Source organism: Nostoc sp., from assembly GCF_036917655.1.
Lineage (GTDB): Bacteria > Cyanobacteriota > Cyanobacteriia > Cyanobacteriales > Nostocaceae > Nostoc.
The window spans coordinates 184,931-197,228 of the sequence record NZ_JBALCY010000065.1 but is presented as its reverse complement, the minus strand read 5'-3'; the positions used below and the strand labels follow the sequence as shown (position 1 = coordinate 197,228).

Here is a 12,298-nt window from a genome sequence, read left to right as displayed (position 1 = left end):
ATGCTTGTAGATGCTGGTGTTCTAGCTATTTTTAGCACAGCTACAGTTGTTGTTCATCTCGTGGGAGTTGCACATGCAGCCCATGCAGTGATGAATGTGCGTTCTTCCCAAGGGGCAATTGCCTGGAGCATTTCTCTAATTACCTTCCCCTGGCTAGCTATTCCGTTGTATTGGATTTTAGGAAGAACTAAATTTCATGGATATGCTGAAACACTGCGTTCAGTCTATGCACAACACTACAAGCTTGTTCATCCGACTTATAGTGAAGTTATTAAATTTCAGGTTGCGCCACCAGATAATCTAGCCGAGTTGCAACCATTAGCAGAGGCTTTGACAGAAGTTTCTTTCACATCAGGTAATGCTGCCGAATTACTGATTGATGGTAAGCAAACCTATGAAGCGATGCTGAAAAAGATTGCATCGGCGACAAATTATATTCTGTTGCAATCCTATACTGTTAACGATGACCAAGCAGGTAATGAGTTTAAAAAAGCATTGATTGCTAAAGCCAAGCAAGGAATAAACATTTACTTTCTCTACGATGAAATTGGTTCAAAGAAACTATCTCGCCCTTATATCCAGTCTCTACAACAGCATGGAATTGCAGTAAGTGCATTTAACACCACCCAAGGTCACGGTAATCGGCTCCAATTTAATTTTCGCAATCATCGGAAAATTCTGGTGGTGGATGGAGAAATAGCATTTGTAGGTGGACTGAATATTGGTGACGAATATTTAGGAAAAAATCCTCGCTTGAGTCCTTGGCGCGACACCCACATGATGCTCGAAGGCCCAACTGTCCAAAGCCTACAAAACTCCTTTGTGCGAGATTGGTATTGGGCGACTCGAAAACTTCTCGAAGTTAACTGGCAGGTAAAAATTAATCGGGAAACTAATCAAACTGCATTCATTCTTCCTACAGGCCCCGCAGATCCGCTACCAGCTTGTAAGCTTTTTTTCGTCGAACTAATTAATCAAGCTCAAACTCACCTCTGGATTGCTAGTCCATACTTCGTGCCAGATGAGGCAACATTGTCAGCCTTAAAACTGGCTGCAATGCGAGGTGTAGATGTGCGAATTCTCTTACCAAATCGACCTGATCACTTATTTGTTTATTTATGTTCCTTCTCTTACTACACCGAAATGGAAAGAATCGGGATCAGGTTGTATCGTTACAAAAATGGGTTTATGCACCAGAAAGTTATAGTCATTGATGAAAAGATAGCAGGGGTAGGAACTGTTAACTTAGATAATCGCTCTTTTTCCCTCAACTTTGAAGTTATGGGTTTTGTTACTGAGCCTCGGTTTATCCAAAGTGTGAAAAAGATGTTAGAGGATGATTTAGCTGTCTGTGTTGCTGTTGATCTTGATGAGTACGATAAAAAACCTTTTTGGTTCAAGTTAGCTGTGAGAGTCTCTCGATTGCTGACTCCTTTACTTTAATCACTAATAATTGCTCCTACCTCTAATGTATACTAACTGGCTGTGGTGCATGAGTAACAGAGCTAGCCTTCATGGGTGTAGAATGTTCAGAGGCTTGAAGATCAGTTACTTCAAGAGAGCGAATCAACTCTCGAATGACATCAGTTGCTGGTCTGCCTGTGATTGCACAATATCGTTCAAGTCTTTCGCTCTCAGTTGATGCGAGATTTATCGTCATTCGTTTGACAGCCCATTTTTTGTTCATGACTTGCTCTATTAATCAAAATTAAGAAATTAAACTTACAAAGCACTCTGACAATGGTTGATAAATAACAGTGCAGTCAAATATTAACCACAGCATACTTGCTTTGCCGTAAGACTATTCTAGACATAACTCTGTCAGGGCATTTACGTATAATCAAAAACTTCACCAATAAATCACTTATATGAATTTCAGATTCAGATGAACAGCTTCTGGATACAGAGTTTGTCAGCGATTACCAAACTAAACTGTCCAGTCTAGTTATTGCATCAACCCTGACCCAAGTGATAGAAGTAGAGCCACAGCACAAAAATTTCCTGAATATTTTGGAGGAGATTAGGAAGCTGAACGTTTATCAGGTAGTTAGCGATCGCAAAAGAGCCATTTTTGCACATCTTCATCATTGCTCCCGGAGTGGACATATTGGAGACATCTCCAGCTACAAAGAGGTTGAGTCCGGGAGGGAAGTATTGGTAACTTCCATTAAGTTTAAGCCAGCACCATTAATTGCGAATAGTGCGTAACTACCACTAGCATGGTTGTGGGTGGCAACAGGAGTTAAACTTTGCAGTGTAGGTAATGCCATATTACCCTGTAACTCAACACCCAACAGCACAGTACCAGTAGCCGTAGACCGCAGTTCGGAATCCCTGAGACTGAAAGTAAAGCGATCGCTTTCACCCACAGCTAAACTATCACTAGTCGTCTTGCCAGTAAATTGTGCTGCACTACCCAAGTCAGCCAGCACGAGGGATACTTGCGGTATTGTGGAATAAGCATAGACGCGTACTCCTACGGAGAAGCAAGCTACGCGGAGCAGATCGTAGAGAAGCGGCTTGTCGTAAGACACTGTATTCTTATTAAGAACGGCGGATTTCTAGATAACGATGAAGATATTCCGTGATAATCCCATGCAACATCAAATCGCGAGCAGCTTTGAAAGGGCTGTTCGGAGCTAAAGGATGGCGATTTGTAACTATATGATTCCAGTTAGAATCATCAATAATTGTACTGATGTATACGGCAAAATTTTCATCAAATTGTAGTGATAGCACTGCCCGTGTAAATTCATCACTAGTTAAACACAAGGAGTAAAACACTTTAAACAGCTCAATTGTTGATTCCAAGTCAAGAATTTTCCAAGGAGGACGGATGTCAAAATCTATATCTATTTTTACAGGCGTAATGCTATCGTAATTTAGTTTTCGTTGTTTGAGTTGTTCCAACCATTGAGGATTTGCTTGTTGCGCCTGGTGATAGTCAAGGACAAAGTTATAAAGAATCAGGTCATGCTCTAAAAAGGCATTTTTTTTAGCTAAGTCATCAACTGTACGTGGGTAAAGCTGAGATTTTTCTATCATTGGGTCAGGGCCGTTATCAATCAGAAAATTAATAATGCTAGAGCCAAGACAGATATGACGCACAATCAAATAACAAGCTTCTGGTGAGACAAAATGCTGGAGGAAAAATGCAGCAGATTTGTGCATTAAACCATATGCATTAAACTGAAATGGCAGCAAGCGTTTGACAGTGATAATCAGTGCCAACAGTACATTTGCCAGTAGTTTAATAGGAATTAACAGATAGTTGCGAGTCCAAACTTGTAAGTCCCGAATCATGCAAGCTTTTGCAAGTGGATCAACAGCAATCGCTGCATCCAAGTAAAGAGAATCCCAAACATTGGGGTCAAGTCGATTATGTGGTTGTGGTGTCCAAGGTTTGGGGTTTTGGGATTCTTGGACTTTTGATAGTTGCTTTTCCTGTATAATTTGTGAAGATAATATCTCTTTCATTACTTAATTTCCTCAAGTTGTAATTGATATAAACGAGCAGTGACTTTACTTGTTTTAACAATGCGCTCTTGGATTTCGGCAGTCATCCAGTCAGCATTAATAATTGACTCAAGTTTGTTAATATGGGATTGATCATTAGCAGCGTGATAAGCTAAAAAAGAAACTTGGTCATCTCGCAAACCCAAAGTTTTCTGAAGTAAGGAAGCCCACTGTGCAGCCAATTGATTTCCTAAACCTTCAATAATGAACATGCTGCCAATCAGGTCAACTGGGTTTTCCCGTGATGCCTGATGGAAAATAAACGCTGATAGCGCTTCCGAGCCAATATTTTTTTGAGCCTCAACAATTTCTTCTAACGCACCCCCAACTGACACATAGTTGCGTTCTAACATCTGATAGTCACGATGCTCATCTTGTGCATGACCAATAAAGGTAGAACGCAACTTAAAATCTGTCATATTCGATGCAGCACGAGCTATCCAACGCGCTCCCTCCACAACTTGAGGACGCAGATTACGTAACAAAGCTTTGTAGTCTTCCAGAGTAAACGCGCCCCGATGCAATTTGCGAACAATCGGCACAGAACGTAACTGGTGTTCAAACTCCAACCAAACTTGTGCTAATTGACGCAGTAAATCAGATGCAACCGAGTTTGGTTGTTCTGCTTGAATGCTGTCGAGAAAAAAATTAACAGATGCAAATTGAATATTTTCTGACTTCTGTACGTTTAGGGAGAGTGACTTAGGGTGTAAGGAGTTAATTTCCTGGGTATAATTACTGTCCTGCACAGAGTCAAATTGTTCTGTTAAATTGCTTTTGGTAACTGTTGATGTTTCTACCACACTCAGCATCATGTAAGCCGTTGTGTAGCGTCCGCTCTCTGGCACAAAACAGAAGATTTTCTGACCTGAGCGCAACTTACCCGAATAAAATAACTCTTCTAGCATTAGGTAGATTGAGGCACAGCCAGTATTACCCCGTGTATAGAGGTTGGTGAACCATTTCTCTTGCGGAATCATACAATCAGCTTTTTGTAAAAGCTCAACTATTTTTCCTCGAAAGAAGTGAGAGGAGTAGTGGCACAAAAGCCAATCAATTTTCTTTGGTTCAACTCTTCGGGACTCAATCAACTTCAACCAACCTTCAACTCCCAATTTGATCACATCATCTATTCCGCGGATATTTTGCCGCAAATTAATACATCCAGTAGCAGCAGCATCAGCATAGGATGGATAATCGATCCAACTTTTTTGACCAGTTTCATCTTCTGTACCAGCATACATGCATAAAGGATAAGCATTAGCATGAGAAACTAGTTCAATCCACTCAATTTTTAAACTAATATTATCAGCTCTCGGCTGATTTTGAATTAAGAACGAGCCAGCACCATCTGAGAGCATCCAGCGAAGAAATTCAGTATCAAAAGGTAATTTTTCTCCTCCATCTTTAAATCGAGATTGGGCTTCAAAGTGAGTGTGTTTAAATAAACGAGAGGCTAGTTCGGATGCTACGGCAACAGCAACCTGCTTTTTTCCCAATTCGACTTGAGATGCTGCATACTTCAATGCCGCGATACCAGCACAACAAACGCCTTGATTTGAAGTAATTTCTAAAGAAGAAAACTCTGGTAATTCGCCATGTACCATACTGCCAAATCCGGGTATCAATAAATCAGACCAGCTAGTAGCACAAGCTAACAAATCAACCGCAGTCGGTTCTAAATTCATCTTCAAGAGTGCATCACGCACAGCATTAGCAGCCATCTGGCTATTAAGATAGGTAGTGTTCTGCTGTCGGTCAAGGGCATAGTAACGTTGTTGAATACCATTACTTTTGAGGATGCGATGTCTGGCTTTAGAAGCCTGTCCGCCTATTTTACCCAGGTAGTCTTCTATCTGATCGTTACTAATCGGTTCACCAGGTAAAAATTTACCGATACTGTTGATATAAGCGCTGTTCATGGTAGGAACTATCTTTTCAATGGTAGATATAGCAATCCTATTTGATATTTTCCCAAACTGCATTAGTATGCAGCTTGGGAAAATCAAATTCTTGGTGATTGGTAAAGAACTTAAACAGCCACTTGACAACAGTAAAAGATTTGCACAAAATCCAAAACTTTCTCAAAAAATTTTGGTCTGTAACCAAACATATTCCGAGCAGATTTTGCTCAGGTGCATTGGGTGCAAATGGCATATACAGCGCTTCCTGCTGTTATGAAGTACAATTTCTCCCCTCCCCGTTACCTCCTGTACCCTTTCAGGACTAAGAACGTACCTCACAATAGCGGGAACTGCTGTAAGTAGTTTGCCACTGCCCCAGGTATCCATTTTATATCGGTTCACCGTCAGCCACGCCGATGAAGTCACCAACCTTGGAGGCAAGTAAATGAGTAGAACTTACCCGCACTTTCTAACCCTTGTCTTAAAGAACAGCCTCAATTCCTTCCACCCTTAGACAACAGCCCTTGACTCCACAGAGTTCGATGTTTGGCGAATATCCTGTAAGGTTGTATCAGTGACTTGTGTTTATAAGTCTATATTATTGGTGACTGACACGGAATTTAAGACGATATTTTGAGCGCTGGCTAGTATTGAGGCTTCATCCCGATTTAACCAAGGAAAGGAAAATGAAATCACGCTCGTCATCGGGTAGAACAAACTGGTAAACACACTCGCGGTTTTCTCTTGAACCAAGCCGGCCCAAATAGTCGAGTGTCAAGTCCACCTTGCCCAATAACTTTTGAGCTTCAGATATGGAAACCCCTAGGTAATTCTTGATAACGTGCCGATGTTGAACAGTCTGCGCTTTCAACTCTTGCATCTTATCGTCATACTAAGTTGCGTTCAGAGGTAGTAAATCTCACCACGGTGTGCTTTTTCTTTAAACGCATCGAGGAAATGTAAGCGATCGCTGTTCATGGCAGTGGCAGTGCATTTACCAGATGGATCGCTCATCTAATTATTCGTGAACTGGATTAATGATCACACCACTTGCAGTTCGGCGATTATTGGCTTGACTATTGTCATAAGCAGCTTGGGAACAAGTTTGTGGTGTGACGCAAATATAGTCATTGCAAGAACTTTTGCTGAATAAATCGCAATGGAGCAAATCAAAAGACCCCAGTGGATTAGGCTGGGAGTATAACTTAAAAGTTAGATATGTCGGGGTTGCTGTCTGAATCTATTGCGTAGTAGATTAACTATTACGCCAACGGTGAGTTATCCAGTCAAAAAGTGTGGGCTAAACATCCTTCACGTAAGAAATCCAAGTGTAGAGCTTATGGAAGCCAACGGATTCGTAAAGCTGCAAAGCACCATTCGGGTTATTAAAATCGACTGACAGCTTTGCCATATCCATACCAGCAGCTTGTAACTGACGCATTCCAGAAAGCAACATTGCACGTCCCAGCCCTATCCGGCGAAAACCACGTCTTGTACCGAGTTCATCAATCGAGCCTTCGTTGTGTCCGTTGCGAGTATTACTCTCTGGATTAATTATGCACTTGCAACAGGCTGCAAAAGTGCCATCAAGAGCGATCGCCACCAGATCCAAATCGGTTCTATATGTGGGGTGACTGCGCAGGTATTTGTAATGTTCGACCGTTAAGTCATGGTGATTCCAGGCGTCGATAAACGACTGGTTATGCATCTCTACCCATGCTTTGGCATCCTGTTGATCTCTAACTTGGCGGAGGGTGAAATTTGCTGGTAACTGTGGTTCTGGGATCGGTTCTTTAAGCGATCGCCTCATTGTCAGCAAGTAACGCTCAGACTTAAAACCACTACTTTCCAGTAGAGCAATACTACCTGCTTTATCATCACGAGCGGATGCACGCAGTTTAACACGCACACCTTGCTCTTGCTGAACCTCGCGCATCCGCTCATCACCCCAGGCGATAATCTGCCTTTCCAAATTACCACTACGGGCGCTAGGGTGGACGCGGCACGAGAGGAAGCCATCTATGACCTCATCTGATGGAGAAATTTCCAAATGACCAATGCCAATTAGCTTACCGTCGGCATCTTCCCACAGACGGATATCACGCGCTTTGTCCAGGGATGGGTGATCAGATGCCTGTTGCAGTTGGGAGACGGATGCCTCTTGGTTCAGTTTATCAACTGCTTCACAAGCCTTTAGCAGGTCAGAAATCGCCTGTAAATCAGTTTCGCCCTGATAAGAGCGGATTGTGAGACTAATCATCAATTCCTCCGAACAGCTTTTATGTTTTAGCCAATTTGTCAGAGGGACTAGGCAAGAAACCTCCGTCTTGCAGTTCCCTTACACTATCCTTAATAGCCTGAATAATGAAATCAAGGTCTTCATCTGTATGGGCTGTGGATAGTGCATGTAATGAAGATCGCAGGTAAACTCCTTTATCGAGAAGGTGATGATACAGTAATAGATTTATCAGTTGCATCTTCTCTAAAGCATCCGAACTAACCGAGGAGACTGAATTTCCAAAACGAACAGAGTTAAATATTGAACCAAAATTCGCAAGTCTGATGGGTATTTCATCAGCTTCAAAGAAAGTATTCAGCGTTTTAACGAACTGCGATGTGCGTTGATTCAACTGTTGCTGAAGAGCAGGTCCTTCAGTCTTAAGACGCTTAAGTACTGCTCGTGCAGCAGCCATAGCTAACGGATGCTTGCAGAAGGTGCCAGAAAAAAATGTCATTTCTGCCTCTGGCTGAGGATAGGATAGATCCCCATAGTTCCACATACCACCGTCGATTCTATCCATGTAGGTAGCTTTACCAGCAATGATACCAATTGGCATGCCGCCACCGACAATTTTTCCATAGGTAGCTATATCCGCTTCAACACCAAACCAAGCCTGCGCGCCACCTAGATGAACCCGGAAGCCAGTAATTATTTCATCAAATATTAAAACTATCCCTGATTCTCTTGTCAATTGCCTCAGTTGCTGGAGAAACTCTTGAGGTTGTAAGTCTGGTCGGCTACTCTGTACTGGTTCAACGATAACAGCTGCTAATTCCTGCTGATGCGCTTTTATGATTTCAAGCGACTGAGGATTCACATAGTCCAGAACTAAAACATCAAGAGCAACATTTGGTGGTACTCCTGGATAACCTGGTACTGAACGTGAGCCGTCTGCTTTCTCTGCTTTAACTAGAGTACTATCAGAATGCCCATGATAAGAGTCTGAAAACCGAACAATCTTATAGCGACCTGTTGCTGCTCGTGCCAAGCGTATTGCTGTCATGACAGCTTCTGTGCCTGTATTACTAAAGGTCACTCGCTCCATCCCCGTTAGTTCACTGACTAACTCAGCAACCTCACCGGCAAGGTCTGATTGTGGTCCGAAGTGTATGCCTTGTTCAAGTCGCTGTTGGAGAGCTTCCTTAATAAAGGGGGGGTTGTGACCAAAGAGATTCACCCCAAACCCCATTACTATGTCTATATATTCATTCCCATCAATATCCCAAACTCTAGAACCCGAAGCGTGCTTACCAATAACGGGATAAACCATCTCTTTTACGAGAGGGTAAAATCCTTCTAAACCTCTTGGGTCAGCCAGAACTGAACGATAGGTTTGCGTGAGTTGTTTTGAGGTTTTTGTGCGCTTGGTGTATCGTGCAATTAAAGTTTCTAAATGTTTCTGTTGACGGTAATTTGGACTTTCTGTTGATATCTGTTCGGGAGATTGCATTGAATTAATCTGCGGCTGATTTTCTTGTAAGTTAGATTCTTTGGTTTTCATAAAATTGTATGTTTATTGACTTGAATGTAAAAAATGGTGATTCACAAAATGAAGGACTTTTCCTACCTCTTTGGCTGTACCCTGGTCTACGTCGTAGTCTGTATAGATAGACCGTAATAATGAATTCACAGGAAATTTATACTGAATATTCAACTTGGTTTACAACAAACAAAGCAGACCATATCAGCCTCTGGAATTAATCCTAAATCCAGTTGTAAATCATAGACAATAACTTCTGTAAAGCCGACATTCTCTAGAGATGACTGGACTTCATCCTTTGAATAGCTCATGAGTGAAAAACTAGTATCTAGGCGTTTCCAGCAATCTCTTTCTCTTAATTGAAATGTCGTTACAAAAACTTGACATTCTTTGCTTTCTGGATGATAAATGTTTTTCATAGCCCAAGCATAGTCATCCTTAATATCGCCTAATACACGATTGTTCAAAGTGGAATTATATGCGTCTTCTAGACGGAGGTCGAATATAAATATACCGTTGCTGTGAAGTGCGCCGTATACATTGTGGAAAGTACCTGTTAATTCTTCTAAATTCCGAATGTGATTGAAACCCAAACCCATTGAAGAAACTGCATGAAAAGTAGGTGGTAATTCAAAGAAGCGTACATCACCAAAAATCAATTTACAATTAGGTGCATTCTGACGAGCATATTGCAACATTCTCTGGGAGCGATCAATTCCAGTCACCTGATAATCTTTATTTAGCAGCCATTGTGACAGTTCCCCTGTGCCACAACAGAGGTCAAGGATATTCGCTTTCTCAGGAATGTAAGGTAATAGTAATTTTTCCAAGGTTGGCAAGGCTATTTTATTGTAACTTGGCCCCAAAGTCTCGTTATATATTCGGGCAAATGGTTCGTCAAATTTGTTATAGCTAGTTGCTGAAGACGAAGACATAAAAGATTTATCCTTGCTTTACGTATTGCTTTGCAACCCTATCATTGCTTTAGCAATGAAAAATGATTTTTTTATCAACTTTTCCAAAGCTACAGCAGAATTCAGAATTCAGGAGTCAGAATTCAGAATTAGAATAGGCTCTTTCTTATTTCATGTAATGTGTGTCTCCTTTCTTCGAGTGTTAGAGCAAACCAACAGCCCCTAGAGTTCTGCCTAGCAACGGAAATTTCACAACTAGTGGAAAAAGATGACCTTTTATTGGATCACGCTCTAAAAAACCTTGACGAACTAGTTCATAACTCCATTCATTCATTGTGTTTATAGCCAAGCCGATTGTGTCTTCGAGGTTTTTTAGATGATGCCACCAATCCGATGGTATGTAGAGCATTTCTTCCTGGTTTAGTATGCATTCGACTGGTTTGGCATTGGCGTAGAGCGGAAACTTTTGTAAGTCCGGGTTAAAGCAGTCAACTTGACCTTCGTACAAATATTTTTCTTGATCTGGTGACAACAATACAACTTGCTTCTGCCCAGAAATCACTGCAACCCATGCGGTATCATGACGGTGATCGCAGTGAAGACCTACCGATGTATTTTTCTGACCTATCTGGATGTCATAGGTATCGTTGATATATTTTTTAAAAATTTCTAATGGTATTTTTCTATACCAATCATTGAAATATATTGGATCTTTGCAATCTTCCCAAAGTTCGGGGTGATCGCCAACATGGAATTCCGATAGGTAAAGCAATCTGTCACAAGTACCACTAGTTATCACATCTATATAATCAGCAATATTCATTGACATGTAAGTTCGACCCCACATCTTAGTTTCAGCCTTATAATCTAATACAAAAGCCTCGAATGAGCCATACTCAGACTTGAAGAAATCCATATTCCACTTCGTCAAGGCTTTCCAATTTTTCATCGCATCAGTGATGATAACAGGCTTTCCAATAGATGCGTACTCTTGAACAAACTCTTCATACGAGAGGTTACTGCGACGTTCAACAGAATCTATTGGTGTCCATATCAACTGACATTTGTTATTGTACCGCTGAGATTTGGAATAGCTAGTTTGAGAATAGCTAGTTGCTGAAGACGAAGACATAAAATATTTATCCTTACTTAATGAATGTCAGTTGCAGAACTAGGATTAACTCCAAAAGTGGAGTGGAAAAATAACAGTTTACTCGCGTTAATATGCGAGTCAAATGTGAAACAGCTTATTAAAACTTCAGGTTACTTAGGGTAGTAAAAACTTGCCGTCGGTTATCGTTAAATGCTCTACGACCGTGGAGAAATCTTGAATTATCCATCATTACCAGATCACCTGCTTCCCAAGGGATCTTTTCCGTTAACTTGTCAAAGATTATCTCAATTTCGTCAGCGACTTCATCAGAAGCTCTTGAACCGTCATCAAAAATTGCTTCTTCTGTCTTTTTCTGATATACCCAAAAGTGATTGGCAAATGCATTTTGATGACTATATTTGTTTTTTACGATAGATGAACAAGTATATTCGACAGAAACAGTTTGATCATCGTTAAACTGATAACTTACACCATCAAGACTGTCCAATATTCGCTTAATATCGTCTATGGTATTAGCATCGGAACCTGTTATTCCCTTCAATGTATCAACAGGAACATTATTATAAGAAAACTTGAGTTGCTTGGAAAGAAATAACTGTTTCGACTCTTGACTTAGCTCCTCCCACACTCGAACACCATCCCAGAATAAAGTTTCGCCTTCTTGCTCGGCTGGTACAGTACAGCAAAACCAAATAACATCAGGTCGAAAGGGAAAACAAGAATTTTCACAATGAGGAATAAGACCATCCATCCCGCCATCTACAAAATTGACAAACTTATCAGAATTAATGCTGACTTTTGTAAAGTCTATGATGTGTTTGTCACTAAATTGTTCTGAAAAATCTTTCATCTGGTTGGCAGTTACCCCAAAACCTCGAAAAAGAATAACTCCAGATGACTTGAATAGCTCCATAGTCTCTGCTACGGAGATGTGAAAAATATTTTGGCAATTACTACTATATAGTATCTTTCCTGTACTAGTGCCTAGTGGCTCGGTTTGACTGATCATAGCATCCATTTCTCCGATTATTTAGGTAATTTATGTTGCTTTGCTAATATAGATGTCGCTTCCAGACTAAAAAATAAAAA

At 40.9% G+C, this 12,298-nt stretch carries 12 protein-coding genes; 1 reads left to right on the top strand and 11 read right to left on the bottom strand.

Going from position 1 to position 12,298, the window contains the following annotated elements; translation table 11 throughout:
• On the top strand, positions 1–1,443 hold the full coding sequence (cls, locus tag V7K30_RS22670) for a cardiolipin synthase (RefSeq protein ID WP_335003092.1): 1,443 nt from the start codon (positions 1–3) through the stop codon (positions 1,441–1,443).
• Positions 1,444–1,465: 22 nt separating this feature from the next.
• On the opposite strand, the gene V7K30_RS22665 is transcribed toward cls, so the two are convergent.
• The 11 genes from V7K30_RS22665 to V7K30_RS22615 all read right to left on the bottom strand — a co-directional run bounded on the left by V7K30_RS22665 (position 1,466) and on the right by V7K30_RS22615 (position 12,227).
• Positions 1,466–1,687 (bottom strand): CopG family transcriptional regulator, encoded by a 222-nt coding sequence (locus tag V7K30_RS22665; protein ID WP_335003090.1) that lies wholly within the window; start codon positions 1,685–1,687, stop codon positions 1,466–1,468.
• Between the two features lie 266 nt (positions 1,688–1,953).
• A complete protein-coding gene (locus V7K30_RS22660) occupies positions 1,954–2,106 on the bottom strand; it encodes a hypothetical protein (RefSeq protein WP_335003088.1) in 153 nt (50 codons plus the stop codon).
• Between the two features lie 17 nt (positions 2,107–2,123).
• The gene (locus V7K30_RS22655) at positions 2,124–2,534 is read right to left on the bottom strand and encodes a hypothetical protein (protein WP_335003086.1); all 411 of its coding nucleotides are present in this window, start codon (positions 2,532–2,534) and stop codon (positions 2,124–2,126) included.
• 10 nt (positions 2,535–2,544) lie between these two features.
• Complete coding sequence (locus V7K30_RS22650; RefSeq protein ID WP_335003084.1) at positions 2,545–3,477, bottom strand: DUF6999 family protein; 933 nt, start codon at positions 3,475–3,477, stop codon at positions 2,545–2,547.
• Positions 3,477–5,438, bottom strand: coding sequence for a 3-oxoacyl-[acyl-carrier-protein] synthase III C-terminal domain-containing protein (locus tag V7K30_RS22645; RefSeq protein ID WP_335003082.1), 1,962 nt, complete (start codon positions 5,436–5,438; stop codon positions 3,477–3,479). The genes V7K30_RS22650 and V7K30_RS22645 overlap by 1 nt, the downstream gene beginning before the upstream one ends.
• A gap of 37 nt (positions 5,439–5,475) precedes the next feature.
• The gene (locus V7K30_RS22640) at positions 5,476–5,673 is read right to left on the bottom strand and encodes a hypothetical protein (protein ID WP_335003080.1); all 198 of its coding nucleotides are present in this window, start codon (positions 5,671–5,673) and stop codon (positions 5,476–5,478) included.
• Positions 5,674–6,720: 1,047 nt separating this feature from the next.
• Positions 6,721–7,680, bottom strand: a complete 960-nt coding sequence (locus tag V7K30_RS22635; RefSeq protein WP_335003078.1) for a GNAT family N-acetyltransferase — start codon at positions 7,678–7,680, stop codon at positions 6,721–6,723.
• 19 nt (positions 7,681–7,699) lie between these two features.
• On the bottom strand, positions 7,700–9,202 hold the full coding sequence (locus tag V7K30_RS22630; RefSeq protein WP_335003077.1) for an aspartate aminotransferase family protein: 1,503 nt from the start codon (positions 9,200–9,202) through the stop codon (positions 7,700–7,702).
• Positions 9,203–9,351: 149 nt separating this feature from the next.
• Entirely contained in the window at positions 9,352–10,116 is a 765-nt protein-coding gene (locus tag V7K30_RS22625) for a class I SAM-dependent DNA methyltransferase (RefSeq protein WP_335003075.1), read from the bottom strand.
• A 181-nt stretch (positions 10,117–10,297) separates the two neighbouring features.
• Complete coding sequence (locus V7K30_RS22620; protein WP_335003073.1) at positions 10,298–11,227, bottom strand: cupin-like domain-containing protein; 930 nt, start codon at positions 11,225–11,227, stop codon at positions 10,298–10,300.
• Between the two features lie 118 nt (positions 11,228–11,345).
• Positions 11,346–12,227 carry a TauD/TfdA family dioxygenase gene (locus V7K30_RS22615; RefSeq protein ID WP_335003071.1) on the bottom strand — a complete coding sequence of 294 codons (882 nt, stop codon included), beginning with the start codon at positions 12,225–12,227 and terminating at the stop codon, positions 11,346–11,348.
• Positions 12,228–12,298 lie beyond the last annotated feature (71 nt).

What these genes read in the sequence shown, in the direction of transcription:
- V7K30_RS22645 (WP_335003082.1), bottom strand. Translation starts at nt 5,438, where the DNA reads ATGAACAGCGCTTATATCAACAGTATCGGTAAATTTTTACCTGGTGAA.
- V7K30_RS22630 (WP_335003077.1), bottom strand. Translation starts at nt 9,202, where the DNA reads ATGAAAACCAAAGAATCTAACTTACAAGAAAATCAGCCGCAGATTAAT.
- cls (WP_335003092.1), top strand. Translation starts at nt 1, where the DNA reads ATGCTTGTAGATGCTGGTGTTCTAGCTATTTTTAGCACAGCTACAGTT.
- V7K30_RS22625 (WP_335003075.1), bottom strand. Translation starts at nt 10,116, where the DNA reads ATGTCTTCGTCTTCAGCAACTAGCTATAACAAATTTGACGAACCATTT.
- V7K30_RS22640 (WP_335003080.1), bottom strand. Translation starts at nt 5,673, where the DNA reads ATGCCATTTGCACCCAATGCACCTGAGCAAAATCTGCTCGGAATATGT.
- V7K30_RS22615 (WP_335003071.1), bottom strand. Translation starts at nt 12,227, where the DNA reads ATGGATGCTATGATCAGTCAAACCGAGCCACTAGGCACTAGTACAGGA.
- V7K30_RS22665 (WP_335003090.1), bottom strand. Translation starts at nt 1,687, where the DNA reads ATGAACAAAAAATGGGCTGTCAAACGAATGACGATAAATCTCGCATCA.
- V7K30_RS22650 (WP_335003084.1), bottom strand. Translation starts at nt 3,477, where the DNA reads ATGAAAGAGATATTATCTTCACAAATTATACAGGAAAAGCAACTATCA.
- V7K30_RS22660 (WP_335003088.1), bottom strand. Translation starts at nt 2,106, where the DNA reads ATGTCCACTCCGGGAGCAATGATGAAGATGTGCAAAAATGGCTCTTTT.
- V7K30_RS22620 (WP_335003073.1), bottom strand. Translation starts at nt 11,227, where the DNA reads ATGTCTTCGTCTTCAGCAACTAGCTATTCTCAAACTAGCTATTCCAAA.
- V7K30_RS22635 (WP_335003078.1), bottom strand. Translation starts at nt 7,680, where the DNA reads ATGATTAGTCTCACAATCCGCTCTTATCAGGGCGAAACTGATTTACAG.